Source organism: Peribacillus sp. 05N428, from assembly GCF_056397085.1.
Genome location: NZ_JBFTMS010000003.1, coordinates 20,732 through 47,104, shown reverse-complemented (window position 1 = coordinate 47,104; position 26,373 = coordinate 20,732). Strand labels below are relative to the sequence as shown.

The following is a 26,373-nucleotide window of genomic DNA, read 5'->3' as shown; positions in this document are numbered from 1 at the left end:
GGCTGATCCGCTTGGATCAGCCTCTTTTACTGCGATTTCGTAAGCCTATAAATCCATTCGATGACCGTTAGGCTTTGATTCTGGTGTAGGTGCTCTTGTTTGGGCCTTCACTGTACTTTTTCGACCGAACCCGCGTCCGGCTATACTATCCGGCTATGCGTTTAAAATATTTCTGGATGATAGCGATATGCTTCGAGTTCAATGGTATTCCGGCCCGTGAACGTAATGCCTTCACTCTCGAGCATCGCCTTCTGGTGTTCTGCAGCGCCCTCCGCTTTTATCCCGATTTCACCTTTGGCATTGATCACCCGGTGCCAAGGAAGGTCATGTTTTTTGCTGCTAGAATGAAGGATCCTTACGACCTGCCGTGCACCGCGCGGACTTCCGGCGAGCTGTCCTATTTGACCATATGTCATCACTTTACCGGGGGGGATTCGTTGTATGATATGAATGACTCGTTCAGTAAAACTTTCCAAATACCTCGCCCCTTTATTCTATCCGTTTGCTAAAATCGTGATTTTTTCATCGGTAATCAGGATCCCATGATGCTTGATCAAGTTTGTTTTAAGCTCGGCAGGCACTCTGCAGTCATCGTATGCACATACAGAAATCAGTCCTCTTTCCTTGATCAATTTGTCGATCCCTTTTTCATATTCGCCTATCGCAAAGCTGACTTGATCGTCATGGCCCCATTCAACATGGCCCCAAGTCCGAACGTGCTGATTGCCTTTAGTGTATATCTCGATATTTTCCAAGAAATAATGAACCATCGTCGAAGGATGGAAGTCTCCATGAAAACAATAAAAATCAAAATTATTCATAAGATGCACTTGCTCCAATTGCTTCTCATTTAAATGAAGCTGCAATTTTTTGTACACGAAAGGAAAGATACGGTCATTTTCGACGACCAGGATATGGTCTCCCTGTTCAACACCGGTAATGATGAAAGTTGCCTCATTTTCAATGTAGGTTTCCAATTCATTAAAACAGTATAAGATATGTCCACCATCCGATTGCTGTAGATTTTCTATTAGTTGTTTCATATTGTTATCCAAAATGGATCTCTCCTTTAAATACACCAGTCCGCTCTATGTATTATGTATAACTTTACCCATTATCTCCGTGTTTGTAAAATTCGTAGAAGAATATAATCAGTTTTTCCTTATGTCATGTTAAGATCTGGAATTTAGTTGAGTCGAATTGTGGCTGCTTTCAGTCCACTCTTAGAAAGACCTAGGCAGCCCAATCCGGCAGACTCCGTACTTCATGCATTTTCCCTTTTGATGTTCACTCTTAAATCACGGGATAATACGGCACATAGCGCGGGTTATAATAATATGGCGGTCTTGGTCCAATAAGCGGCAATTCAAAGGTATTTGGGTTGGAGTCATATAACAACTCCACTTTTTCATCAGATTGTTCGACCAATAACCACTTCACTTCTTCGCTATAATAATATGGCATATAGAGGCCTCCAAAAACTTTTTTCTACCCTTCAGCATATTCGAGCCGCACGGCAACGAGCCCGTCCCGATCCATGTTCTTCATGCACGGCATATGCCTGATCATCATAAAGTAATCCGACTAAATTCTTTTTTAGGAGGACCCCTCATGGCTAAAGATAATAAAAAGAAATCATCCGGTAGCTATCCCATGCATCCGAATTATGGGAAGATCACCCGTTATCAAGACGTACCCATCACGGTTCCGGAGCAACGCCAATTTCGCCAACCCGGTGTAGAAAAATTAATGGTGCCCAGGCCCATCATCGAAAATCCCAATTATAGGGGCAGCGGGAAATTAACAGGTAAAGTCGCATTGATAACTGGCGGAGACAGCGGGATTGGCGCTGCGGCTGCCATCGCTTTTGCTAAAGAAGGGGCAGATGTTTCCATCGCTTATTTGGATGAACATGAGGATGCCAATCGGACTAAAACGAGAATTGAAGAGCTTGGGCAACGTTGCTTACTGCTGCCTGGGGACTTAAGGGATAAGCAGCAATGCATCAACATCGTGGAAGACACCATCGAAACATTTGGAAAGCTCGATATTCTTTGTAACCACGTAGGCATTCAATTTCAGCAATTAAGCTTGCTTGATATTACGGATGAGCAATTCGATGATACCTTCAAAGTGAATATCTATTCCCACTTCTACACGACGCGTGCTGCCCTTCCCCATTTAAAAACAGGGTCCTCCATCATTAATACATCTTCTGTCGTTACGTTCAATGGGAATAAGCAATTAATAGATTATACGGCGACTAAAGGGGCCAACATTGGTTTTACCCGCGCCTTGGCAAACAGTCTTGTCGATCAAGGCATCCGGGTGAACGCCATTGCGCCCGGAAGGTTTTGGACACCCCTCATCCCGGCAAGTTTCTCGGCAGACGAAGTGACACAAGTCGATAATCCGATGGAGCGTCAAGGCCAGCCATTTGAACTGGCTCCCACCTTTGTCTATCTCGCCTCTGATGATTCCCGTTTTGTGACAGGACAAACACTTCATGTCAACGGCGGGGAAGCGACATCGTCCTAATTTCCACAACGAACATGCCCACTTCCGAGGAAGTAAGACGGAAAAAAGACTACCTTTGATTGCCCGTCAGCAAGCAATAGGTAGTCTATTATTGATTATCGGGCCAGCCGGCCTTTATTTTTTTTTATAGATGATCATCGCACTGAAACAGTAGATCTGTTCCTCTTCCTCTTCACCTGTAGTGGCGACATTGTATTTGATATCGACAATTTGATTATCACGAATGTCTTCCAGGAAAAAGTTCATTTCATCCTCTAGATCCTTTTCATGCTCATAATCAAATAATTTCACTTGTATCATCGGCTCTCCCCGCCCTTTTACTATAATGATAGTTATTGTGCAGGATGCCCTTTTCACTTGATTTTTATACTTGATTTGTTTGTAAAGCGGATAATATTTTAACCACTTCATCCCCGACTTCCTCTGTAGAAGCTGCCCCGCCCATATCAGGAGTCAGCACCTTTTTATCGACCATCGCCTGTTCAATCACGTCCAACACTTTTGCACCCCAAACCTCATGTCCAAAGAAATCGAGAATCTGACTGGCGGACCATATGGCCGCAAGTGGATTGGCGATGCCTTGATGTGCTATATCCGGGGCTGAACCATGAATCGGTTCGAACATCGAAGGATAAATCCGTTCCGGGTTTAAATTGGCACCGGCCGCCAGTCCCATCCCGCCTGCAATGGCAGCACCTAAATCCGTTATGATGTCACCGAACAAATTGGAGGTGACAACGATTTGAAACCGTTCGGGCTGTTTGACAAAATACATGCTTGCCGCATCGACCAGATAGGAATTCGTTTCTACTTCCGGATACTCCTGTCCAATTTCTTCAAAAACCTGATCCCAAAAAACCATTGAATAATTCAATGCGTTCGCCTTGCTTATGCTCGTTAGCGTCCTTCCCGTCTTGCGCGCCAGTTCATAAGCATAACGGATGATCCTCTCGGTTCCCTTTCGTGAAAAGACCCCCGTCTGCAGGACGACTTCTTCCGGCTTGCCTTTAAAAAGCCAATCACCGGCACCGGAATATTCCCCTTCACTGTTTTCACGGATGACAACCATATCGATTTGGTCACGAGTCACGTCTTTTAATGGACAGGGTGCACCTTGAAGCAATTTAACGGGTCGAACATTCACATATTGGTCAAATCCCTTTCTGATCTTCAGCAGAAGTTCACGTAAGGAAATATGGTCCGGGACACCAGGATAACCGACAGCCCCCAGATACACGGCGTCAAACTTCATCAGTTGTTCCAGTCCATCGTCGTGCAGCATTTTGCCGTGCTCAAGGTAATATTCACAGCCCCATGGAAAATAGGTGAACTGGAAAGAAAAATCACCGGCAATGGCCGCCACTTCTTTAAGGACCTTTACACCCTCATTAATCACCTCAGGGCCAATCCCGTCACCTGCAATGACCGCTATTTTATGAACATTCATGCTTCAACTCTCCTTTTTCTATATTTTCTGACTTCGGCACCCTAATTTTAACATATAACGTTTGAATCCCCGTAAGTAAGGTTCATATAGAAAAAAGAGTCCTTTCATGATGAAAGGACTCTTTTTTTTCACGCCTTCAAATATGCACGTCTTTCCGCATATTCACGGCATTGTGAAAAACCATGATCTTTTTTCTTTCTTCATTCAAATAAGCCGTCACATTCCTGGATTTACGCTTACAAAAGTAACAGGCCTTTTTGAAGAGCTTCACTTAACGATGACTTCGCCGTCCCATTCAAGCATTCCGCCAACCATGTTTGCCACTTTATATCCTTGTTCCTGAAGATAATGGCATACATTTTCACTGCGGCGTCCTGAACGGCAGATAAAGATATATTCTTTATCTTTATCAAAATAGTCAAGGTTCGCCGGGATATCATTCATGCGAATATGTTTCGCGCCTTCGATCATACCCTCTTGCACTTCTTCGTCTTCACGAACATCGACAAGCTCCATCGCTTCTCCTGCCTCAAGCTTAGCTTCCACTTCTTCCGTTGTAATGATTTTGATTTCTTCCATAATTAGCACCTCGAATTATCGTTTGATTTATCTTTATCATTATAGCAAAATTTCCAGTTAAACATCACGTAATGGATTCGCATAAGCAAATTCCCTCATGCACTGAATGAAAAAACGCCGGCGAATATAAAATTCGCCAGCGTTTTATCAATGCTTGAATCCCAGTTGATATTGTTTAGGGATCTCCGTTTTTATATTCAAAGCTTTAGATGCTTCAAGTGCCCAATAAGGGTTTCGCAGCATTCCTCTGCCGACGGCAACCAAATCCGCTTCTTCATTACCAATGATTGAATTTGCAAGAATCGGATCATCTAATCGACCTACAGCAATCACCGGAATATCCAAAGCTTTTTTGATTTCCCTGGCTAACGGAGTTTGATAGCTGGCATGGGTACCAGGTCTTCCGTCTGCTCCAATCGGGCCTTCTCCTCCAGAGCTTACATGGAACATATCGACGCCCGCTTCTTTAAAGACTTGTGAAAATGCAATGCTTTCTTCAATACCATATCCGCCTTCAACGTATTCTTTTGCAGAAATGCGCATGATTAAAGGCATGTCGGCAGGCATTTCGCTTTTCACTGCTTTAATGACTTCCACTCCGAATTTAGTCAGGTCTCTTCCATATTCGTCATCACGTTTATTCGTAAGCGGTGATGTGAATTGGTGGATTAAATACCCGTGTGCACCATGTAATTCGATTACGTCAAATCCTGCTTGAACTGCCCTTCTGGCCGATGCCCGGAATTTATCGACCATTTCCTTCACTTCTTCCGTTACTAAAGCTCTTGGTGTTTTGTACGTTTCATCAAACGCAATGGCTGAAGGTGCCACCGGCGGTTCCGCATCCTCCGCTTTACGGCCTGCATGGGCAATTTGTATCCCGATTTTTGCACCGTATTGATGAACTTCCTTAACGATGTTGGAGAAAGCCCCAATTTGATCGTCGGACCATAATCCAAGATCGCGATTCGAAATGCGCCCATCAGGCTCCACATCGGTCATTTCCACTATAATTAACCCCGTGCCGCCAACTGCCCTGCTTACATAATGCTGCTGGTGCCAGTTCGTTGGTATACCATCTTCCGCTTCGACGGAGTATTGGCACATCGGCGGCATGACGATCCTATTTTTAAGTTCAAGTTCTTTTATGCGATAAGGTGAAAATAAATCATTCATCATTCTTCATCTCCTTTTTTATATAATGCATGCACATGCATTTATATCATCCCAGTAATACGGTGTCAACTAATCAGATTCCCGAAGCTGTCATTGTAAATTCCGATGCGAAATCCATAAAAAAAGAGAAAGACGGATATCCCGTCCCTCTCCTTCATACTTAATTAAAAGTCGAAATTATCAGGATCTGGCCCAACACGGTGATTCTGATTCAATCCATCAATTTGGTTCATTTCCTCTTCGGTCAATTCGAAATCGAATACAGTTGAGTTTTCGACAATACGATGTTCTTTAGTTGATTTCGGAATCGTTACAATCCCATTTTGTAAATCCCAGCGTAAAATGACTTGTGCAACAGATTTGCCATGCTTGGTTGCAATAGCTTGTAAAACCTCATTATCAAGAAGTTCACCTTGCATCAAAGGAGACCATGCTTCAAGTTGTATTCCTTGTTCCTTACAGAATGCCTGAACTTCTTTTTGAGTTAAACGCGGATGGCATTCCACTTGATTGACCATCGGCTTCACTTCTGCATCTTCCATTAAATCTTTTAGGTGGTGAATCTGGAAATTGCTCACACCGATCGCTTTCACTTTTCCTTCTTTATATAGAGTTTCCAACGCTCTCCAAGCTTCTTTATATTTTCCTTCCACTGGCCAATGGATAAGATATAAATCCAGGTACTCCAAGCCAAGTTTCTGTAAGCTTTTTTCGTAAGCTGCAATTGTCGATTCATAGCCTAAATCGGCATTCCAGACTTTGGATGTTACGAATAAGTCTTCCCTTGAGATTCCAGCTTCTTTTAAGCCCTCACGGATCCCTTGTCCAACCCCTTCTTCGTTTTCATAAATGGCAGCCGTATCGATGCTGCGATAACCATGTTTAATGGCCACTTTAACTGCATTTACCAGCTCCGGTCCTTCTTCCACCTTAAATACGCCCAATCCGAACCAAGGCATTTTGACGCCGTTATGCAATGTAGTTGTATCTTGTATGTTTTTCACCATAATACTCTACCTCCAGATGATTGTTTTTATAGATTGTAATGCGCTTTTAGTATCAGTATCATTACATCCCTTCAGAGAACCTTCCATCATTCACTGAAGGGATGCAATGATACTTTTCATTGATACCCTATACGCATAGCATGCTTTTTCTAAGATGCATCACTTTTTAAATCCTATGCTATTTTGTCCGTTCCCTTGGTAAGGTCTTTACTTTCCAGGGCCCGGCTCCATCCTGTTAAAATCACTGCTGCAAACACCATGACCCCACCTATCCACGCTGTATGGATCAATCCGATCGAATCCGTTATCACCCCTCCTAAGTAGGCACCAATGGCGATACCCGCATTGAAGGCGGCAATATTGATGGCTGACGCCACGTCCACTGCACTCGGCACGAAACGCTCCGCTAACATGACGACATACACTTGAAGCCCCGGAACATTCATGAATGCAAACAATCCCATTAAAATGATCGTAATTAAACCAGCTACCTTGAACGGTGCCGTGAAAGTCAACACCACAAGAACAATGGCCTGAATAAGAAACATATAGAATAGGGCATTAATAGGATTGCGATTGGCGAATTTCCCGCCAAGGGTATTTCCTATTGCTATGGCTACTCCATATATTAACAAAATCAAGGCAACAGTTCCTTCTTTAAACCCTGTCACTTCCTGAAGTAAAGGCGACAGGTACGTGAAGACAACGAATGTACCGCCATACCCTAACGCTGTAATGATGAATACTAGCAGCAAACGCCCATTCGTCACCAATTTGATTTGGTCACGGAAAGTGGTCCGTGCCGCTTTTCTTAAATCCGATGGGACTAGGATGCCGTTTCCGATGAAAGCGATCAAGCCGATTGCCACTATGATGATGAAAGCGAATCTCCAGCCGAATTGCTGACCGATGAAGGTTCCAAAAGGAACTCCGGTCACCGTTGCCACCGTCAGACCTGTAAACATGATGGCGATGGCACTCGCCCTGCGGTTTTCAGGGACCAAATCAGCGGCAATCGTAGCGCCGATTGACATGAAGATACCATGTGCAAGCGCTGAAATGACACGTGCGATCAATAATACACCGACCGTGGTCGCAGAAGCCGCTAATGCATTTCCTATAATGAACACGACCATTATCCAAAGCAATAAAGTCTTTCGCGACATATTCGATGTCAATGATGTCAGGATAGGTGCCCCGAACATGACCCCCAAAGCGTATAAGGACACCGTCAGTCCCGCCGTCGTCACTGTAATGTGTAAATCTTTAGAAATGAGTGGTAATAATCCCACGCTGATGAACTCAGTTGTTCCAATCGCAAAGGCACTGATCGCTAAAGCCAGCAATGCCCATGTACTTCTATTTTTATTTGAAATCATATCCTCTTCTCCTTCTTGTCGTTTTGTACTATCATTGAAATTGCCTGAGCAACTTTTTTTGTAAATGGTACAGTGGAATTCGGTGTGCAAATGTTATTATGAGATATAATACAAATAAAAAACAGTACGTACTTTAAAGTGATATAGGCACCTTTTAGTATCTATAATGTAAGGAGAGTATGCAAATCATGCAAAAAAAGAAATACAATATATCCGTTGAAGCGACACTTGAAGTAATGGGAGGAAAATGGAAATGCGTTATCCTCTGCCATCTTACCCACGGGAAAAAGCGGACTAGTGAATTGAAGCGCCTTATGCCGAACATCACCCAAAAAATGTTGACCCAACAGTTGAGGGAGTTGGAAAAGGACGAAGTCATCAACCGGATCGTTTACAACCAGGTCCCCCCAAAAGTGGAATATGAATTAAGTGAGTATGGACAAAGCCTGGAAAGTATTCTTTCCGCACTATGTACATGGGGGGAAAATCACATAACAAGGGTGTATGGTGATAAGTTTTCCGTTCTCGAGGAAAGTGTCTTGAATGATCAATTAAAGTAATCCCAAATGAAAAAGATTAGCGCAATGGCTAATCTTTTTTTGTTTATAAAGACTTAACTAATGGCTCTTTTCGTAAAGATTGTTGTTTTTAAAACGAAACTATTTAAGGTTTATTGGAGCCGAAGTGCGAGACTCCTGTGGGAGCAGCGGGACAGGTGAGACCCCACAGGCGTTTACGCCGAGGAGGCTCACCGCCCGCCCCGCGGAAAGCGAGCATCTGGAGGGGAAATCAACCACAACTCACTACCTGGTAAATAGCAACAAAGTATGTGAAAACAGCCTAAATAATAATGAAAATTTCACCTTCGAAAGAGGTACCTGTTTTATTCCCCTCTTTATTTTTGGTATAATATGTAATGCCAAATCATTTAAATTTTTATTTTGTAATCGAAGAAGTATAATGGTCTAACCAAGGAGTGACATATGAAAGTCTTATTAGAATTGTTCCGCATCATATTAATATTCGGGATTGCCGGAACAATCATTTCGAGCATTGTAAACGGCATATATATAAACATAGGAGTGACTCAGTATGGCTGGCTAGGCTCGATTGCGATACTGCTTTTATTATTCGTCTGGTATAGAAATAAACTTCAGTTCAGTGGCTGGTATTCGGGAAAAGGGAAAGAAAAGCTTCCAAAAATGGTCTCGCAAATACTCATTATGTGTTCACTATTTTTGTTAGGTGCCCCACCTGTTTTAAGTGTGCTGCAGATGATCTTTCATTAATCGGGATTCTATATCCTGGATAGAGCAGGAGTGAACGATTTGCGTAAATTATTTAATATTGTGGTCCTCATACTCCTACTCTCTGGATTATGGTATGGCTATGGTAAAGATATTCAGGAGTCTGGATTCAAAGCCGGGGTTAGTGCCTTTGCATCAGATGTTCGTTCAGTTATAAACGGGCCCGAGATTACGACAGCCTTGGAAAAACTGAGCACTGGAGTCAGCAGCCTGATTGGCTCGCTGACGGAAACATTGGATACCGCTTCTGAAAAAGAATCTCAGGAAACGGAAAAAGTGAAAAAACCAGCACTGGAAGCACCTGCTGATGCATCCTTTTCAGTCCGTAATATCGAAATTGGCGACACGAAGGATGATGTAGAAAAAATGGCTGGTGAAGCTAAGCGGAATACGCGGAATGAATATGGCGTGGACTGGTTTGCCTATCACGAAAATTATCAAAACTTCTTCATGGTTGCCTACGATAATAACAATAAAGTTGTTGGTTTATATACGAACCAAGATTTGATTTCCTCAAAGGAAGGCATTAAACGCGGTACACCAAAAGAAACCGTGACCGGGAAAATGGCGGAGCCTGTAACAAAACTGCTTAAAGGAAACGTCTATTACCAGATTCGAAGTGACGGCGGCGAATACGATATGTTCGAAATGGATAATAGCTATGTGACCATTTTTTATGACAAACATGAGAAAAATACAGTCACGGCAATCCAAATCATCGACGCAAAACTCGAAAAGCAAAAGAGCGGCTATTTTGCAGAAGCCGGCCCCGGATTAAAGAAGGGCTTTGAATACCAATTATTCGATTTGACCAATGCATCACGGGTCAATCATGATCTCTCCGTGCTAACATGGGATAAACGAGTGAAGGTTACTGCACAGGATCATAGTGCAGATATGGCCGTGAATCAATACTTCAACCATACAAACCTTGAAGGGGAATCCCCTTTTGACCGGATGGAAGATGACAAAATCAATTTTCGAATGGCGGGGGAGAACCTGGCTGCCGGTCAGAATAGCAGTATCTTTGCCCATGAAGGCCTAATGAACTCCATTGGACACAGGGAAAACAAATTACAGAAAGATTTTGAATCCCTCGGTGTCGGAGTTGCCTTCGATGAGGAAAATAAACCATATTATACAGAGAACTATTTGACGAAATAAACGAAAAAGCTGTGCATGGAAAATCCTGCACAGCTTTTTTCAGATGGGACATCCAAATGGATGCCCATGTTTAAATCACCAAACGAATAATCCAACGACCATGGCACTTAACAGGGAAACAGCCATCCCGCTAACCAACAGCTTCCAAACATTCCTTCCGATAATGTTCGATTTCTCATCATTGAGGATGGAATTGAATGTTCCGTAGATCATGCCCACTGTACTGAAGTTGGCAAATGACGTCAAATAAGTGACAGCAACAGCGACTGTATGCGGAGGCAGTGTACTGACTTTATCCTTTAGGTCGAGCAAGGCAACGAACTCATTCGTGGCAAGCTTGATTCCCATCAATTGAGCGACATACATGGCATCCTGTCCAGTTAATCCAAGCAAGAATGCAAATGGACTAAAAATGACAGAGAAAATCTTTTGAATGGTCAATCCATCCACGAAGAAGCCGAAAATGCCGTTTACGCTGGCCGTCAACGCCACATAGCCGATAACCATTGCCATGATGACGAAGACCATTTTGGCCCCAACCAACATACTGTTGGAAATGGTGGAAAAGAAATCTTTACGTTCCTCTTTAGAAGGTACATAAACGACGTCTTCTTCTTTACTGACATCGACGGGATTCAGCATATTAGCTATCAGCAAAGCATTTAAGCAGTTCAAAGGTATCGCTACAAAAACATAGGTTGCCGGTACCATGGACAGGTAGGCTCCAATGATTGAACCGCTGATGCTGCTCATGCTCATGATTCCAAATGTCAAAAGACGCTGATCCTTAATCGCACTGAGTTGAAGGCGGAGTACGGCAAGTGCCTCCGTATTTCCAAGGAACATCATCTGAATCGAAAAGAAACTCTCAAGTTTCGGCAAACCGGATACTTTTGAAATGAGCCATCCCACTTTATCAATGATCCACGTAAGTATACCGAAATACGATAAAACATCAAAAAACGTGATAATGAAGATAATCGGCATCAATGCGCTGAAAAAGAAATCCACTTGTTCATTTGCCATAAGCGAAGGAAAGACAAAAGAAATCCCTTCATTCGCACATTCAATCAACCAGGTAAAGAATGAAGCGATCAGATTGATGACCCATGCCCCTATTTTTGTCGATAACATGAACCATGTGATAAGCAATTCAAGAACCAGCAAGGTAAGAATGGCTTTCCACTTAACGTTCCTTTTATTAGGTGAACAAAGGTAAACGATACCCATTACAACTAAAACACCTAGTATATTCAATAAGAAAAGCATGCTTTCATCCCCTTTAGCTATATCATTTCCCATTCGTTTTTTTTATATAAAAAGCCCTCACCTTTTTACACCTTCAGCCGCAGCAAGAAAGTGTGAAAAAGTAAGAGCTTTCATCGAAGCATGTTTTTTAGGATCAAGCTTTTTTCAAGCGAACCAACATTAACCTGTTCATCTCTTCAATTTTCATACTTCCTTGTAGTCCGGCATTACGGCTGCCAGGTAGAAACTATCAGACCATTGTCACTGATATTATACAAGGATATTTTTTAAATAAATTTCTCAGGAAAGATATCATTTTAAATCAGTTTATTTTTAATTACAATACGTTTTAAAGTTGTTATATTAATATAAATTTTTCGAAAACAGTCAATAAAGTCTCCGAAGGGCCAATGTTGGGTAATACTTATGAAGGAGCCGGCTAAAACTATAAACGGCCCCCTCTAAAAAGGCCCATTACTTCTCCTTTATTGGAAATTAGGACGTGAATTTTTGTGGATTTTTTTAATAGCCAGGAAACTCTTACTGCAATCCAGTGGATCTTAAGGGCCATCATTTCCTTCTTCTTCTTGCTTCTTTCGGTAAAATTGATGGGGCAACGGTCCATTTCGCAGTTAAGATTACTTGATTTCATAATGGCTTTAATTCTTGGAAACATTCTTGCCCACCCTTTATCTGATGAACAGTTAGGTTTGAAGGGCTCCATGATAACAACCAGTGTATTGGTCATTTTATATATAATTAGTGTGTTTGCAAGCCTTAAGTGGGGAAAACTCCGAAGGTTTTTTGATTCAGACCCCTTTCCGCTTATCGAAAATGGACAAATCATTTACAAAAGCTTAGCAAGGGCCAGAATCTCCATCGATGTTTTATTATCGGAATTAAGAAAAGAAAAAGTCGAAGATATTCAAAAAGTATCCCTCGCGCTATGGGAACCGGGCGGTACCATTTCATTGTTTTTAGATCCCCAATATGAAGCAGTAACCCCAGCAGATATGCACCTGGCAACAAATGCCTTCACTTTTCCTAAAACGATTATTAAAGAGGGAAAGATTGATTCTAAAGAATTGAACCGGGGCGGTAAAGACGAAGCATGGCTGAAAAACAAAATCAAAATAACATATAATGCCGACGTGAACGATATTTTATTGGCAACTCTTGATAATAACGATACCTTGAAAGTTTTTTTCTACAAATAGATTTGCAGCCAAAATTAAATCCCCTCAAGTATAGTGTAAAGCCTACTTACGACTGTAGGCTTTTTACACGTTCAACTTAAAGGGGATCAAAAATATCGCTTATTACTCCGACCAATTCAGTGTATTCAAGAACTTATACACATCTTCATACACCTGTTCACGTTCCTTGCCCAATGTGATAATATGGCCAGACTTTTCATACCAAATCAAGTGTTTATGCTGTGTATCGACTTCATTGAAAATCGCTGTAGCGCTCTCCGTATAGTCGGGATCATCCAAACGACCTTGCAGAACAAGAGTTGGTGATGTGATTAAATCTAAATTTTCACCTGTCTCATTTATAATGTTCAACACATCTTTTAGTTGAGGCATAGGCTCTTCTTCAAGCAGCTTCACTTCTGCAGCAATTTGGTCTGCATCTTTGCCCTCAAACTTCTTATAAGCCTGTGCATAATTGAGCAAGCGGTTCTTTTGTCGATCGATACTTTTTCCTTGCGTCGGAGCACACATTGAAACTACCCCTTTTACAGGCAATTCAATTCCCACTTTTAATGAGAACACTCCCCCTAAAGAAATTCCTACAACTGCAATTTCCTCATAGCCTTCTCCTTTTAGGAAATTATAGCCATTAACTACATCTCCCCACCATTCCTTTGGACCAGTTTTAGCAAGTTCCTCGGCTGATACTCCGTGCCCACTATAAAGAGGTCCGTGGCAAGTATAGTCGAGATCATTTAAGTACTTCCCTAACTTCTTCATATCTCCTGTACTTCCGGTAAACCCGTGAAGCAGAAGAACTGCTCTCTTTCCACCTATATATGTGAATGACTCAGGTGCTTTCACTTTCATCTATCTAGGACCTTCTTTCTTTGCTCTTGTTGATAAATAGAATCTAAATGATTTTCGAAAAAAAATCAATTAATACCCCTTGAGTAGTGATTCTTCTATCCTATTCCGTATTTTCATTAAAACCATTAAATCATGTATATAGTATCCTTACCACACTCTTCACAACTCATCCGTTCCGAAGCACATTTTACTATGATTAAATTTATTTAGCAATCGTCATTTAACCATTTTTTTTAAGAAAAGTAAAATGCACCTTGTGATACGATGTACAACGTATTACACTTTAAAAATGAAAAGGAGGAGATTTTATATGGATAAAGAATTAATGAAGGGAAGCATTGACCTCCTTTTGCTTTCACTTCTTTCACAAAAAAAGCTATACGGCTATGAAATAACCAAAATCCTGAAGCAAATGAGCAAGGGCAACTATGAAATAAGTGAAGGCACCCTCTACCCTGCCCTTAAACGATTAGAAAAAAAAGAATTCATAAAAGGACATTGGAAAGAGTCCGAATCAGGCCGCAGGAAATATTATCATGTCACCGAAAATGGACAAACCGAACTTGAGCGGAAACGCGAATGCTTTTTCTTCCTGGAAAAATTAGTTCGAAAAAGCGCAGAGCATTTCTAGTCCAAATAAAAAGCTTCCTGCACCCATTAATGGAACGGCCCAGGGAGCTTTTTTTACTGTTTTACTCGTGAATTCGTGCGAAACACTTAGTTTCGCACTGTTTACTCGTGAGTTTGGACTGTTTACTCGTGAATTTCGCACTTTTACTCGTGAATTCGTACTGCACACTTAGTTTGCACTATTTAATCGTGAGTTTTTCACGTTTACTCGTGAGTTTGGACTGTTTACTCGTGAGTTTTTCACGTTTACTCGTGAATTTCGCACTTTTACTCGTGAGTTTTGCTGTTTTACTCGTGAGTTTCGCACTTTTACTCGTGAATTCGTACTGCACACTTAGTTTGCGCTGTTTACTTGTGAGTTACTTCAATCACGCAAAAAAAGGACCTAATCAGGTCCTTTTTTTGTCTATTCCTTTATGCTTGCGATAATTGGCGCAGGAGAGCTTCATGCATTCCCCTTGAACATGCGGGCCATATTTTTCACGAAAGGCCTCGAGGCAATAGCATTTTTCTTCTTCTTTTTTGGTTCCATCCATCGAGTGCATCCCTCCTAGCATTTAACTGGAGACTACACGTTTCTCCAGTTCTACGTTGATTCGTCCCAACAATACGGCACCAATGGACTGAATGATCGTTTTAACGATGATTTGGCCGATGACCGCAGCTGGTACTGCTTCCCATGGCAATATATTGGCACCCAGAGGACTTAGGCCAATCACGACAAATATCACTGAATCGAAAAATCCTCCAACGATCCCGCTGTAAAACACCCTCCAACTCATCGGGAGCTTTAAACGGGTATAAATTTCCGTATCCGCTGTTTCTGCGACCACGAAGGATAATGCGGAAGCAAACACAATCAGTAACGTATCTCCTAATAAAAATGATACACATGCAGATAAAATAAGTGCAGTGACGATGCATATATAGGTCTTCGCGCGGCCGAATTTATTCTGGACCAGATCTCGGAAGATGAAGGTTCCCCCGATGAGCAATGTCCCCATCGGGATGATGAACATGCCAAAATGTAATGGCGCAAAAGCTGCTGTAACCACATTCGCCGTGATGATGGATACTAAATACAATAAAATTCTTAACATTTCTTAATTCTCCTTATACAGAAAAAACAGCACCCTAAGAAAGAGCCCTGTTCTCCTTAGTTTTTTTGAGAGGGTAGCTAGAACCTCTTCCGCCCGGGCGGAATATCATTTTCCTTATTCATCGTAGCTTGAAAGCGGTTGGAAATCAAGAAGTTTCCATACCGTCGATTTTAGTATGTATTCGCTGATACCGATTGATTTAGCCATTTACTTCAATGGCCCTGTTTCCCCCTTTTGCCGATTTCTGTCGCATAAAACTGCTTGACCGTCTGTATACAAAAGCCGAAAATCAAAGATAGAGTCATGTACTTTATTTGGCGAGGAGAATAAGAATGATGAAAAAAACTACGTTTGTCTATCCTATTTATATCGCAACCACACCAGAGAAGCTTTGGGAAGCCTTGACGAGTGGTGAAGTCACGAAGAAATACCACTTCGGATTACAAGTACAGTCTGACTGGCAAGAAGGGTCAGCCGTTAAATATTTGCTGAAAGATGGGCGGATTACCGATCATGGGCATGTACTTAAATGCGAGCCGTTGCACCTGCTCTCGTTTACATGGATCATGGCAGGAGACGAAACACCTCGCGAGCAGCCTACACGGGTCACTTTTGAATTACAGAAAATGGACGATTCGACTGTGAAGTTAATTCTTAGGCATGAGGAGCTATTGGAGACGGATTTCGTATATGATGACAATACCTTTGAAGGCTTGAATAATGGATGGCCAGCCCTTTTAAGTAACCTGAAGAGCTTGCTTGAAACTGGACGGACCCTCCCGCCCATATCAGTAGACTGGGATAATTAAACGGAAACTACAAAAACACATTGAAAGAGAGTTGAGTTAATAATGGATACCCAAATAATCACGAAATTTAAGATAATCAAGCCAGCTAATGAAGTGTTTGAAGCCATTGTGAATCCTGAAAAAATCGGGAATTTCTGGTTCTCATCAAGTTCGGAAAGATGGGAAAAAGGCAGGACGCCTACATTGAGATACAACGAATACGATGCTGAAGTGGTCATTCATGTATTGGAAGTAGAGGAAAATAGGAAAATCGTGTTTGCATGGGGCGGAAATGATCAAGAAACGATTGTTACCATTACACTAAAAGAGTTGGATAAAACGAGTACGATCATTGAAGTGAACGAATCTGGATTGAGTGAAGACGACCCTGAAATAATAAACAAAATGATCGGACAAAAAGAAGGTTGGGTATATACATTAACCTGTTTAAAGGGTTATTTAGAAAATGGCGTTACTACTTTGAGAGCATCATTAGTTTTTTAATAAATTGCATAAACCCTCAATAAACTGGGGGTTTATCCTTTGCAACACTGGTGAAACAAATGGCAAAATCCCACTTAAAAAACAGTACTTTATCAATCGACCTAATAATTGACATTTGAAAATCCGTGAGCTATCATCCTAATTAACCAGTGGTCAATTAATAAGGAGGTGACAAGATGTCGCCAAGGAAATCGGCAGGTCAAGAATTATCCAGGGACATGGTTTTGAATGAAGCTAGAAACCTTTTTGCAGCGTTAGGGTATTCGAATGTCTCGATGAGGCAATTGGCTAAATCATTGGATTGCAGTCATGGAGCCATTTATTATCATTTTAAAAACAAGGCGGAAATATTTTATAGTTTAGTGAAAACGGATTTTTCCGTTTTAAATTCTTTAATCGATGATATCATCCTGTCGGAAAATGACCCTTCTGTAAAAATGGAAAAGATTTTATTGTGCTTCTTGGAGTTTGGTTTAACCCAACAGAATCATTATTCCATCATGTTTTTATCGAAGGAAAAAGAAATTCAGCAGTTACTTCAATTCGATTCTAATAAAACATACGAAAAGCTAATCCAGTCCTTGACGGATCTAACGGACAACAAACTGAATCCTGCATCCATTTGGTCGATTTTTCTTTCTCTTCACGGATTCATAACTTTTTATATTAATTCTGAGCTATCTTATCAAGATGTAAAAGGTTTAGCCTATTTTCATGTAAAAAATATCACCAAGAACATCATATAATTTTTTCGGACACTATTGACCAATGGTCAATTAAACTTTGGAGGTTATGAAATGGTGAAGAAATTCCTTCATATTGAAGGACTTATGGTCCTTTTAGCGGTGATTTATATCTATTCGTTATATGAATTCAGCTGGTGGATTTTCCTTTTGTTGATTTTGTCCCCTGATGTTTCCATGCTGGCCTATCTGATCGATGATCGGATTGGAGCAAAGGTTTATAACGCATTCCATACTTATATCGTTTCCATCTTCATGATTTTGTTAGCCATATTCCTAAAGTCGGATGCATGGATGATGATTGGTTTAATTTGGACCGCACATATAGGAATGGATCGCTTATTTGGATATGGCCTAAAATACACATCATCCTTCAAAGCTACACACATGCAAAGGTTGTAATAAGCTTAAAAGGCAGTGTGATTAAACATCACACTGCCTTTACTTTACACGCCCCGCTTGTTACCCCATATATAGGTATGCAGCTGGGGCAGGACTTTCACATCATTCAATTCATCATCCGCTATCACTTTATCAATTAACTCTTCGTACTTCTTCAATAGGCCGCTGATCAATTGACGATCATCCGCCGTCCTGCTGTCGTCATTGCCGACCTGCAGATAAAAAGGAATATCCGGGTACCGCCCATGTACATGTTTGGCATATTGATAATCTTCCTCGTTAAAGACGACGATCTTCAATGAAACATGGTTTTCTGGATTTCGATTGGCAAGATTCGAGATGATTTGGTCAAGCACCGTAAAGTCCGTGTTCATTCCAGAGCTCGGCGGCTTAGGTGAGATAGTCAGTTCATCAATATCGAGAAACCAATCCTGCCATCGGCTCCCTTGTGTTTCGACACCAATTTTCATTTTATTTTCATGTAAGATCGCTATCAAGCCGTTTAGGTTTTTCAGTAGGGCCGGGTTTCCCCCAGATATCGTCACGAAGGAAAAACCGGAACCCCCAATTCGCTTCAGCTCATCCCATATTTCATCGGCAGTCATCTGAACGGTATCTTCCTTACCTGTGCCATCCCAAGTAAATGCGGAATCACACCAGGAACATGAATAATCGCAGCCGGCCGTCCGAACGAACATGGTTTTTTGACCAATGACCATTCCCTCTCCTTGGATGGTCGGCCCGAAGATTTCCATAACCGGGAGTTTACTCACTTTCCATCCACTCCCGTCTGGCTTCGGCATAGCTTGTCGGCGTTTCGTACAGTCGAACAAATTCGACTCTAGCACCCTCATATTCTTTTAATGAAAGGGCTTCGGCCATTTTTTCATAGATCCAGACAACCATATTTTCAGCTGTTGTATTCATGAGCGGCAGGGTTTCATTCAAATAACGATGATCCAGGTGGATTTCGATTTCATTTTTCCATATATCCTTGATGTCACCAAAATCTATCATCAACCCGCGTGAATCCGTATACCCGCTCAATCCGAAAATGACTTTATACGTGTGGCCATGCAGGTTCTTGCATTTCCCTTCATAGTCATGCAGATGGTGCGCCGCGTCAAAGGTGAATTCCTTACTCACGAGAACCCTCTTGTTTGTATACTTCAATTGGCTGCGCTGGATATCTTCATCTATTTTCTGGAGTTTATCCACTATCTTAAAACCGTACATCATGAAAGCACCTTCCGTCTGCTTACATAGTCATCGAGTCCTTTTTTCCGCAGATTACATGCCGGACAATCTCCACAGCCATCGGAGATGATTCCGTTATAGCAAGTCAGGGTCTTTTCGCGGACAAAGTCGAATGCGCCAAGCTGGTCAGCAAGCTCCCATGTTTCCTCTTTATTAAGCCACATTAGCGGCGTATCAATCACGAATGACTGGTCCATCGACAAGTTCAAGGTCACATTCAACGATTTAATGAATACATCGCGGCAGTCAGGATATCCGCTGAAATCCGTTTCACAAACACCTGTGACAATATGTTTAGCGCCAATCTGACTCGCAAGCACTCCGGCAAACGAAAGGAACAGCAAATTCCTCCCTGGTACGAACGTCGACGGCAGCTCCCCTTCTTCTCCGTCCGCCACTGCGATATCACTTCTTGTCAATGCATTCGGTGCCAGTTGGTTCAGCAGCGACATGTCAAGGATATGATGGTTCACGCCCAATTCCTTGGCAATTTTTTGAGCACATTCGATTTCCAAGCTATGCCGCTGATTATAATCGAACGTCACCGCTTCCACTTCCTCAAATCTCTCCAATGCCCAAAACAGGCACGTCGTACTGTCCTGCCCTCCGCTAAACACAACCACTGCCTTTTCTTTCTTCTTCATTCTATAAAACTCCTTTTTACGGAAAAAAACAGCACCCTAAGAATAGAGCACTGTTTCTCCTTAGTTTTTTTGAGAGGGTAGCTAGAACCTCTTCCGCCATAACGCGGAATATTATATTTTTCCAAGTCAATAGTAACTTGAAAATGATAAGAAATCAAGATGTTTATATAAAGTGAACATTAGACCTGGTGGAAAATTTGGTTAACTTTTCATTACTTAAAAATCACATTAAAAATCCGATAAAAAGAGTGAATAAAATATCGATAAAGGGGTCCAATAATTTGAAAAGCATTAAAGCAAAGGTATTGGTGGCATTTTCACTCATCATATCTTTATGTGTCATCTTAGGAGCATTCAACATTTATAGCAGCAACAAGTCACTGGTATACTCACAGGATATCATCGAAAGGGAACTTCCGCTTCTTATCCAAGACGAAAAGCTCCTATATAATCTAGCACAAAGAACCGCATTCGTCCGGGCCTATATTCTATATGGCGACGAGAGTTATAAAGAAAGGTTCTTACAATATACCGAAGAAAGCCAGGTCATCCAGGAGGAACTCCTAGCCTTAAGCGATTCTGATAAAACAAAGGAATTGATCGAGAAGAGCGTGGATTGGAGGACGATGATTGTAGAACGGGTATTTATCCAGTATGAAAAAGGAAATGAAGAACGCGCTAAAGAGATACTCAAAAATGAAGTGGCGCCAATCAGCAATGAAGTAATGGAGGGTTTCAAGGAGCTTGCTTCTAAACGCGAGGAATTGATTGTCGCTTCAGGTAAAACCGTCATCGAAAGCGGGAAATCGGTCAAGACGACAAGTATCATCTTATCCATTGCAGCAGTCCTTATCGGCCTTGTGCTGGCGCTTGTTACTGCCAACCTCATTACCACCCCCCTCCTTAAAATTAGGGACAGGATGAAAATGGTGGCTGACGGAGAGCTGAATCATGAGCCCCTGGAGCAAAAGTCATATGATGAACTGGGCGAATTAACGGTCTCCGCCAACCTAATGCAGAAAAACCTTCGTGATACGATCGAAAAAATGCTCGTTATTTCGCAATCCGTTACCAACCAAAGCGAGGATCTGACTCAATCAGCAAATGAAGTGCAGCAGGGCAGCAAGCAAATAGCGTCTACGATGTATGAACTTTCGGAAGGTTCGGAGTCACAAGCCAGCCGGGCAGCCGAAATGGTTCGCATGATGGATGATTTCACCGGCAGGATCGAGTTGGCCCACCTGGAAGGAGCGGATGTGGCTAGAAGTTCAACCGAAATCCTTTCCTTGACCAAGGACGGCACCGCTTTAATGCGCAGTTCAGTCCAACAGATGCAAAGTATTGATGGGATTGTCAAAAATGCCGTAGAGCAAGTGAAAGGGCTCGATTCTCAATCACAGCAAATCTCGCAGCTTGTGCAGGTCATCAAAGATATATCCAATCAAACCAATCTATTGGCGCTGAATGCAGCCATAGAGGCCGCTCGTGCTGGTGAACATGGCAAGGGCTTTGCCGTCGTCGCCGATGAAGTGCGGAAACTCGCTGAAGAGGTCACACACTCCGTTGGGGATATCACCAATATTGTCTCCGCCATTCAAACGGGTTCAAAAACAGTCGTCCACTCCCTGGAAGATGGTTATACTCAAGTGGATGAAGGCACGAAACAGATCACACTCACAGGCCGAACCTTTGAAACAATCAATCACTCTGTCGGGAATATGGAAATGAAAATACAGCATATTACCGAAGAATTGAACTATATCTCCACAAATAGCAAAAAAATCAATCAGGCTATCGAAGATATCGCTGCCTTTTCTGAAGAGTCCGCGGCAGGAATCGAACAAGTCTCCGCCTCCGCTCAGCAATCCAGTTCTTCGATGGATGAAATCACGAATCATGCCAGTGAACTTGCATCTTCGGCAGAATTGCTGACTGCACAGGTTAAGAAATTCCAATTATGACACTAGCAAGTTCCCGCTGCTTGAATGCGGGAACTTGCTTTTTTTCTCCTATTATAAGTGTTGTTTCATTTTCGTATATTCGGGGAATATATAACTATACAAAATAATGAACCATTAAAAAAGCAAATCTATCAAAAGCGGCTGGAAGTGAATATTTTCCTTTGTTTTCAGAATATTTAGTGTATAATGAATATAATCAAAGGAATATTTTAACTGAAATAATGATTACTTCCAATACCTGCAAATCCAGACCTTTCCTTTCAACACCATGCACGGGCCCATATGCTCAGTAAATATCGATTGCATGCTTTCTCTCGAATCAAACCATTCACAACTTTATTCACACAAAAACATATTTTCCACTCCAAATTTGTAAAAAAAGGTTAAACTACACCAACGATATGTTACTATTAAACTAAGACCTTTTAACCCCATAAGGAGGAATTCATATGAAACGTTTTTTCAAATTCATCGCAGATTTTAAAGAAAGAAAAGCACTGGAACGGGAAACCGAAGAATTCTTTCGCAAAGAATACGAAAATTATATGAAGATGAATCCTGACAATCAAGGAAAAAGAAGGAGATTAGCTCCTAGACTTTATGTGATTGATGGCGGTAAAAAGGGCTCCAACCTTGAGATTTCTGACAGAAAGAAATCCAGTTAACCTGATTCCTTCCATTATCAGCTACCCAAGCTGTAACTCAAGACCCACAATAGTTAAATCTCCATGATTAACGGAGATCCGTGACCATTACATTCATTTACAATATATAAGCCGAAAGCTCAGATATGCTTCTGGGCTTTTTTATTTTTCCTTCTTCTATAAACACTATATTTATAGAAGAAACTAGGTATTTTTTAAAAGAAATGGGTTAACTTTAGTTTATTTCATGTTTTAGGTAAAAGTTCAATTATAGACCCCTGGGTATTACCAAGGAAAAACCGAAAAATATTTAAAAAAAAGAGATGTGTTCTTTTACTCATCTTTATCCATATTCAAAAGAGTTCAACTAATTGAGTCGTTAGATGCAATATTTCACATTGAATGACAAATGCATAAAAATTGTAACGTTTATGTCAAACAATGGGTATAAACAATTAATAAACTGTAATAAACCTCACTTTTAAAAATTAATTATTATTCAAATATAGCCATTATGAATTAGGTTCAAATACTCATAAACCTATTTTGCTTCTGACCAAAATAGGTTTTTATTAAACTTTCCATAATTTAGTGTAATAAAACCTCGATTCCCTCAATTTTCAGCCATATCTTTGTACTCATAAAACAATTTATCCCATTAGATACTATTACACTCTAATATACATATATTTGAAAAAGCTGACGATAACTATATTACGATAGAATAATTGACTCTTGCCTATTAAGTTTAAAATCATGTAGTGTGTATTCAGTAATTCAAATATTTGAAAAAAAGAGAGGTTAAAAAATGGCACCAATATTTATTTGTGCGATCTTTTTGCTTGGCTATGGCATTTTTGAACAAAAACGCCATCAGAAGCGTCTCGACTCCATCCCGGTACGTGTGAATGTGAATGGGATTCGAGGGAAATCGACTGTAACGCGTCTAATTACAGGTGTGATCCAGGAAGCTAAATACAAAACAGTAGGTAAAACAACCGGAACATCAGCAAGAATGATCTATTGGTTTACCGACAAGGAAAAACCGATTGTACGACGCCCGGAAGGACCCAACATAGGAGAACAACGGCGTGTAGTTAAAGAAGTTGCCGACTTAGGCACGGAAGCACTGGTTTGTGAGTGCATGGCCGTACAGCCTGACTATCAACTAATCTTTCAAAACAAAATGATCCAGGCAAACATTGGGGTCATCGTGAATGTATTGGAAGACCATATGGATGTCATGGGACCGACATTGGATGAGGTTGCTGAAGCCTTCACTGCTACCATTCCCCATAATGGTCACTTAATAACCATCGAAAGTGAATATTTGGACTTTTTCAAGCAAATTGCCAAAGAACGCAACACAAAAGTAATCGTTGCAGACAACTCCAGAATATCGGAAGAGTTCCTGCGTGAATTCGACTATATGGTATTTCCTGATAATGCATCACTGGCCTTGGCCGTTGCTGAAGCTTTGGGCATTGATGAAAAAACGGCTTTTCGCGGCATGTTGAATGCGCATCCCGATCCAGGTGCCATGCGGATCACCAAATTCGGAGATCCCATCCAGCCAACTTTCTTTGTCAATGGCTTTGCTGCAAATGATGCATCATCGACGCTGAACATATGGGAACGTGTCAATACGTTCGGATACAGCACAGAACCTCCTATCGTCATCATGAATTGCCGTGCCGATCGTGTGGACCGTACTGAGCAGTTTGCAAGAGATGTATTGCCTTACATAAAATCTGAAATCGTCATTGCCATTGGTGAAACCACATCACCGATTACAAGGGTATTCGAGCAAAGTAAATTGGATACTAAAGAATATTGGGATTTAGAAAACTGGTCAACTGAAGAAATCGTGGCCCGTCTCCGCCCATTGATGAAAAATCGCATCGTCTACGGTGTCGGGAATATTCACGGTGCAGCGGAACCATTAATTGAAGCATTCATGAAATCTAAAACAAAGCAAAAAGCAAGTTAAGTAGGAGGAACCTTAATGTTTGGATCGGATTTATACGTAGCCCTAGTACTTGGAGTAACGCTTAGCCTTATATTTTCAGAAAAGACGGGTGTCGTACCCGCAGGACTTATCGTGCCAGGTTATTTAGCATTAGTATTTGATCAATGGGAAATCATGCTCACCATTTTGATCATTAGTGTCGTAACTTATTTAATCGTCACCCACGGCCTTTCAAGATGGGTGATTTTATATGGAAGAAGAAAATTCGCCGCCATGATGGTGACCGGGATTTGCTTGAAACTCCTATTGGACTTAGTCTACCCCGTCATGCCCTTTGAAATATTCGAGTTTCGGGGAATCGGTATAATCGTACCTGGATTGATAGCGAATACCATACAAAGACAAGGAATGCCATTGACACTTGGCAGCACGCTTTTATTATCCGGTTTAACTTTCGGTTTAATGAACGTGTATTACCTATTCTGAGGTGCAAAAAATGAAACGGACTTTAAATGCAAAAGAAAAAACACTTATCTTTATTAAACGCACGAAGAAAAAAAATCTTAAATACACTGGAATCATACTACCTATATTACTAATCGCTTTAGTCATTACCACTTGGATGGGACGGGCTGAGGAAGTGAAAACAGTCCCAACAAAATCCGATCAACCATTGACGATGACAATGGTCGGTGATGTGATGATGGGACGTTATGTTGAAGAAGTGACGGAAAAGCACGGGTATGAATACCTCTTCCGGTATATGAAACCCTATTTTGCCAATTCGGATTATGTCAGTGGGAATTATGAACATACCGCTTTAAAAGAAGAGGTATCTAACTACAAGGAAGCAGATACTCCAATCCGGTTAAACTCCAATACTAGTGGTGTGGAAGCCGTTAAAGATGCTGGCTTCTCTGTGGTGTCATTGGCAAATAACCATATGATGGACTATGAAGAACAAGGACTCCTTGACACGATTGATGAATTTAAAAGTGAGGATATGCACTATGTCGGTGTTGGATCGAACACTGCGGAAGCAAAAAACAGCATCGACTATGCGGATGTTAATGGCGTACGTGTTGCAACACTTGGCTTCACAGATGTTTACGGTAAGGATGCCGTATCAAAAAATGATAAAGCCGGACTATTGAACTCCAATCCTGATTTATTATTTGAAATGATCGGCAAAGCAAGGAATGCCAAGCAAGGCAATGCAGACTTGGTTGTGGTGAATATGCACTGGGGACAAGAGTATTCAACCTCAACAACCGATCGGCAAAAAGACTTGGCTAAAGCTATCATCGATGCGGGCGCTGACATCATCATCGGGCATCACCCCCACGTGCTTCAATCGTTTGATGTTTATAAAGATGGAATCATTTTCTATAGTCTAGGAAATTTCATATTCGATCAAGGCTGGACACGCACAAAGGATTCAGCCATGGTTCAATACCATTTAGCGGAAGACGGAAAAGCTACAATCGATGTCGTACCGCTGCAAATTGAAGAAGCAACACCAAGGCCAGCTACCTCTTCCATTGACAAATCACGTGTTTACCGACAGTTGACGAAGGAAACGAGTGAAAAAGTCCAGTGGTCTAAAAAAGAGGATCGCATCGAGATTACCTTGGATCACAAGAAGGTAATCGATCATAAGGCACAGCGTGAACAAGAGGAAAAGGCAGCAATGGAAAAGAAAGCTGCACTAGAGAAAAAGGCCCTACAAGACAAAAAGGCCGTACAAGCTAAACAACCGGAAATGCAACCCATTCAGTAAGAAACGCTTTATCACTACTATTTGAAGAATGAAGATACAC

General features: G+C 41.5%; 31 protein-coding genes and 3 riboswitches. Of the genes, 15 read left to right on the top strand and 16 right to left on the bottom strand.

Annotated features, from left to right (window positions below):
* Nucleotides 1–161 precede the first annotated feature (161 nt).
* The 3 genes from AC1DIV_RS03535 to AC1DIV_RS03525 all read right to left on the bottom strand — a co-directional run bounded on the left by AC1DIV_RS03535 (nucleotide 162) and on the right by AC1DIV_RS03525 (nucleotide 1,464).
* Entirely contained in the window at nucleotides 162–476 is a 315-nt protein-coding gene (locus AC1DIV_RS03535; RefSeq protein ID WP_323596576.1) for an MGMT family protein, read from the bottom strand.
* 18 nt (nucleotides 477–494) lie between these two features.
* Nucleotides 495–1,055, bottom strand: a complete 561-nt coding sequence (locus tag AC1DIV_RS03530; protein WP_477575757.1) for an MEDS domain-containing protein — start codon at nucleotides 1,053–1,055, stop codon at nucleotides 495–497.
* 238 nt (nucleotides 1,056–1,293) lie between these two features.
* A complete protein-coding gene (locus AC1DIV_RS03525) occupies nucleotides 1,294–1,464 on the bottom strand; it encodes a hypothetical protein (protein WP_164855101.1) in 171 nt (56 codons plus the stop codon).
* Nucleotides 1,465–1,611: 147 nt separating this feature from the next.
* On the opposite strand from AC1DIV_RS03525, the gene AC1DIV_RS03520 reads away from it, so the two are divergent.
* Entirely contained in the window at nucleotides 1,612–2,538 is a 927-nt protein-coding gene (locus tag AC1DIV_RS03520; protein WP_477575755.1) for an SDR family oxidoreductase, read from the top strand.
* Nucleotides 2,539–2,652: 114 nt separating this feature from the next.
* On the opposite strand, the gene AC1DIV_RS03515 is transcribed toward AC1DIV_RS03520, so the two are convergent.
* The 6 genes from AC1DIV_RS03515 to AC1DIV_RS03490 all read right to left on the bottom strand — a co-directional run bounded on the left by AC1DIV_RS03515 (nucleotide 2,653) and on the right by AC1DIV_RS03490 (nucleotide 8,126).
* Nucleotides 2,653–2,838, bottom strand: a complete 186-nt coding sequence (locus tag AC1DIV_RS03515) for a sporulation protein Cse60 (RefSeq protein ID WP_048682016.1) — start codon at nucleotides 2,836–2,838, stop codon at nucleotides 2,653–2,655.
* A 64-nt stretch (nucleotides 2,839–2,902) separates the two neighbouring features.
* A complete protein-coding gene (locus AC1DIV_RS03510) occupies nucleotides 2,903–3,985 on the bottom strand; it encodes a tartrate dehydrogenase (RefSeq protein ID WP_477575753.1) in 1,083 nt (360 codons plus the stop codon).
* 267 nt (nucleotides 3,986–4,252) lie between these two features.
* Nucleotides 4,253–4,564 (bottom strand): rhodanese-like domain-containing protein, encoded by a 312-nt coding sequence (locus AC1DIV_RS03505; RefSeq protein WP_477575751.1) that lies wholly within the window; start codon nucleotides 4,562–4,564, stop codon nucleotides 4,253–4,255.
* Nucleotides 4,565–4,711: 147 nt separating this feature from the next.
* On the bottom strand, nucleotides 4,712–5,740 hold the full coding sequence (locus AC1DIV_RS03500) for an NADH:flavin oxidoreductase/NADH oxidase (protein WP_477575887.1): 1,029 nt from the start codon (nucleotides 5,738–5,740) through the stop codon (nucleotides 4,712–4,714).
* Between the two features lie 164 nt (nucleotides 5,741–5,904).
* Nucleotides 5,905–6,747, bottom strand: coding sequence for an aldo/keto reductase (locus tag AC1DIV_RS03495; RefSeq protein ID WP_477575749.1), 843 nt, complete (start codon nucleotides 6,745–6,747; stop codon nucleotides 5,905–5,907).
* Between the two features lie 173 nt (nucleotides 6,748–6,920).
* Entirely contained in the window at nucleotides 6,921–8,126 is a 1,206-nt protein-coding gene (locus AC1DIV_RS03490) for an MFS transporter (RefSeq protein ID WP_191928736.1), read from the bottom strand.
* A gap of 188 nt (nucleotides 8,127–8,314) precedes the next feature.
* Here AC1DIV_RS03490 and AC1DIV_RS03485 point away from each other — a divergent pair, with 188 nt between their 5' ends.
* The 3 genes from AC1DIV_RS03485 (at nucleotide 8,315) to AC1DIV_RS03475 (ending at nucleotide 10,597) form a co-directional block, all read left to right on the top strand.
* Nucleotides 8,315–8,686 (top strand): winged helix-turn-helix transcriptional regulator, encoded by a 372-nt coding sequence (locus AC1DIV_RS03485; RefSeq protein WP_034309370.1) that lies wholly within the window; start codon nucleotides 8,315–8,317, stop codon nucleotides 8,684–8,686.
* Between the two features lie 423 nt (nucleotides 8,687–9,109).
* Nucleotides 9,110–9,415 (top strand): hypothetical protein, encoded by a 306-nt coding sequence (locus tag AC1DIV_RS03480; protein ID WP_340877256.1) that lies wholly within the window; start codon nucleotides 9,110–9,112, stop codon nucleotides 9,413–9,415.
* Between the two features lie 39 nt (nucleotides 9,416–9,454).
* Complete coding sequence (locus AC1DIV_RS03475; RefSeq protein WP_477575747.1) at nucleotides 9,455–10,597, top strand: CAP domain-containing protein; 1,143 nt, start codon at nucleotides 9,455–9,457, stop codon at nucleotides 10,595–10,597.
* Between the two features lie 75 nt (nucleotides 10,598–10,672).
* Here the strand turns inward: AC1DIV_RS03475 and AC1DIV_RS03470 are convergent, their stop codons facing one another.
* Nucleotides 10,673–11,866 (bottom strand): nucleoside transporter C-terminal domain-containing protein, encoded by a 1,194-nt coding sequence (locus AC1DIV_RS03470; RefSeq protein WP_063595059.1) that lies wholly within the window; start codon nucleotides 11,864–11,866, stop codon nucleotides 10,673–10,675.
* 176 nt (nucleotides 11,867–12,042) lie between these two features.
* Nucleotides 12,043–12,143, bottom strand: a riboswitch (purine riboswitch).
* Nucleotides 12,144–12,357: 214 nt separating this feature from the next.
* Between AC1DIV_RS03470 and AC1DIV_RS03465 the strand changes: the two genes are divergently transcribed.
* Nucleotides 12,358–13,062: a DUF421 domain-containing protein gene (locus AC1DIV_RS03465; protein ID WP_340877258.1), complete on the top strand. Its 705-nt coding sequence runs from the start codon at nucleotides 12,358–12,360 to the stop codon at nucleotides 13,060–13,062.
* A 102-nt stretch (nucleotides 13,063–13,164) separates the two neighbouring features.
* Here the strand turns inward: AC1DIV_RS03465 and AC1DIV_RS03460 are convergent, their stop codons facing one another.
* The gene (locus tag AC1DIV_RS03460) at nucleotides 13,165–13,911 is read right to left on the bottom strand and encodes an alpha/beta hydrolase (RefSeq protein ID WP_063594466.1); all 747 of its coding nucleotides are present in this window, start codon (nucleotides 13,909–13,911) and stop codon (nucleotides 13,165–13,167) included.
* A gap of 310 nt (nucleotides 13,912–14,221) precedes the next feature.
* On the opposite strand from AC1DIV_RS03460, the gene AC1DIV_RS03455 reads away from it, so the two are divergent.
* Nucleotides 14,222–14,542 carry a PadR family transcriptional regulator gene (locus AC1DIV_RS03455; RefSeq protein ID WP_063594467.1) on the top strand — a complete coding sequence of 107 codons (321 nt, stop codon included), beginning with the start codon at nucleotides 14,222–14,224 and terminating at the stop codon, nucleotides 14,540–14,542.
* Nucleotides 14,543–14,930: 388 nt separating this feature from the next.
* Here AC1DIV_RS03455 and AC1DIV_RS03450 read toward each other — a convergent pair whose 3' ends face one another.
* Complete coding sequence (locus tag AC1DIV_RS03450; RefSeq protein ID WP_153246159.1) at nucleotides 14,931–15,077, bottom strand: hypothetical protein; 147 nt, start codon at nucleotides 15,075–15,077, stop codon at nucleotides 14,931–14,933.
* Between the two features lie 21 nt (nucleotides 15,078–15,098).
* The gene (locus tag AC1DIV_RS03445) at nucleotides 15,099–15,641 is read right to left on the bottom strand and encodes a VUT family protein (protein ID WP_048687567.1); all 543 of its coding nucleotides are present in this window, start codon (nucleotides 15,639–15,641) and stop codon (nucleotides 15,099–15,101) included.
* 50 nt (nucleotides 15,642–15,691) lie between these two features.
* Nucleotides 15,692–15,734: riboswitch (PreQ1 riboswitch) on the bottom strand.
* 239 nt (nucleotides 15,735–15,973) lie between these two features.
* On the opposite strand from AC1DIV_RS03445, the gene AC1DIV_RS03440 reads away from it, so the two are divergent.
* The 4 genes from AC1DIV_RS03440 (at nucleotide 15,974) to AC1DIV_RS03425 (ending at nucleotide 18,078) form a co-directional block, all read left to right on the top strand.
* A complete protein-coding gene (locus AC1DIV_RS03440) occupies nucleotides 15,974–16,450 on the top strand; it encodes an SRPBCC family protein (RefSeq protein WP_477575745.1) in 477 nt (158 codons plus the stop codon).
* 42 nt (nucleotides 16,451–16,492) lie between these two features.
* Complete coding sequence (locus AC1DIV_RS03435) at nucleotides 16,493–16,933, top strand: SRPBCC family protein (RefSeq protein WP_340877262.1); 441 nt, start codon at nucleotides 16,493–16,495, stop codon at nucleotides 16,931–16,933.
* Between the two features lie 176 nt (nucleotides 16,934–17,109).
* The gene (locus AC1DIV_RS03430; protein WP_252267410.1) at nucleotides 17,110–17,679 is read left to right on the top strand and encodes a TetR/AcrR family transcriptional regulator; all 570 of its coding nucleotides are present in this window, start codon (nucleotides 17,110–17,112) and stop codon (nucleotides 17,677–17,679) included.
* A gap of 51 nt (nucleotides 17,680–17,730) precedes the next feature.
* Nucleotides 17,731–18,078 (top strand): DUF4260 domain-containing protein, encoded by a 348-nt coding sequence (locus AC1DIV_RS03425; RefSeq protein ID WP_048687561.1) that lies wholly within the window; start codon nucleotides 17,731–17,733, stop codon nucleotides 18,076–18,078.
* Between the two features lie 44 nt (nucleotides 18,079–18,122).
* Here AC1DIV_RS03425 and queE read toward each other — a convergent pair whose 3' ends face one another.
* Genes queE through queC form a run of 3 tightly spaced genes read right to left on the bottom strand, consistent with a single transcriptional unit; the run spans nucleotide 18,123 to nucleotide 19,979 of the window.
* Complete coding sequence (gene queE, locus AC1DIV_RS03420; RefSeq protein WP_095394246.1) at nucleotides 18,123–18,851, bottom strand: 7-carboxy-7-deazaguanine synthase QueE; 729 nt, start codon at nucleotides 18,849–18,851, stop codon at nucleotides 18,123–18,125.
* On the bottom strand, nucleotides 18,844–19,314 hold the full coding sequence (gene queD / locus AC1DIV_RS03415; RefSeq protein ID WP_034309398.1) for a 6-carboxytetrahydropterin synthase QueD: 471 nt from the start codon (nucleotides 19,312–19,314) through the stop codon (nucleotides 18,844–18,846). The genes queE and queD overlap by 8 nt, the downstream gene beginning before the upstream one ends.
* A complete protein-coding gene (gene queC, locus AC1DIV_RS03410; RefSeq protein WP_463481269.1) occupies nucleotides 19,314–19,979 on the bottom strand; it encodes a 7-cyano-7-deazaguanine synthase QueC in 666 nt (221 codons plus the stop codon). The genes queD and queC overlap by 1 nt, the downstream gene beginning before the upstream one ends.
* A gap of 54 nt (nucleotides 19,980–20,033) precedes the next feature.
* A riboswitch (PreQ1 riboswitch) is annotated at nucleotides 20,034–20,076 on the bottom strand.
* Between the two features lie 184 nt (nucleotides 20,077–20,260).
* Here queC and AC1DIV_RS03405 point away from each other — a divergent pair.
* The 5 genes from AC1DIV_RS03405 (at nucleotide 20,261) to AC1DIV_RS03385 (ending at nucleotide 26,333) form a co-directional block, all read left to right on the top strand.
* Complete coding sequence (locus AC1DIV_RS03405) at nucleotides 20,261–21,940, top strand: methyl-accepting chemotaxis protein (protein WP_477575743.1); 1,680 nt, start codon at nucleotides 20,261–20,263, stop codon at nucleotides 21,938–21,940.
* Nucleotides 21,941–22,389: 449 nt separating this feature from the next.
* Complete coding sequence (locus AC1DIV_RS03400; RefSeq protein ID WP_063594475.1) at nucleotides 22,390–22,605, top strand: hypothetical protein; 216 nt, start codon at nucleotides 22,390–22,392, stop codon at nucleotides 22,603–22,605.
* A gap of 787 nt (nucleotides 22,606–23,392) precedes the next feature.
* The gene (gene pgsB / locus AC1DIV_RS03395) at nucleotides 23,393–24,574 is read left to right on the top strand and encodes a poly-gamma-glutamate synthase PgsB (protein WP_477575741.1); all 1,182 of its coding nucleotides are present in this window, start codon (nucleotides 23,393–23,395) and stop codon (nucleotides 24,572–24,574) included.
* A 15-nt stretch (nucleotides 24,575–24,589) separates the two neighbouring features.
* Nucleotides 24,590–25,039, top strand: coding sequence for a poly-gamma-glutamate biosynthesis protein PgsC (gene pgsC / locus AC1DIV_RS03390; RefSeq protein ID WP_048687555.1), 450 nt, complete (start codon nucleotides 24,590–24,592; stop codon nucleotides 25,037–25,039).
* A 10-nt stretch (nucleotides 25,040–25,049) separates the two neighbouring features.
* Nucleotides 25,050–26,333, top strand: coding sequence for a CapA family protein (locus AC1DIV_RS03385; RefSeq protein ID WP_477575739.1), 1,284 nt, complete (start codon nucleotides 25,050–25,052; stop codon nucleotides 26,331–26,333).
* The last annotated feature ends 40 nt before the right edge of the window (nucleotides 26,334–26,373 follow it).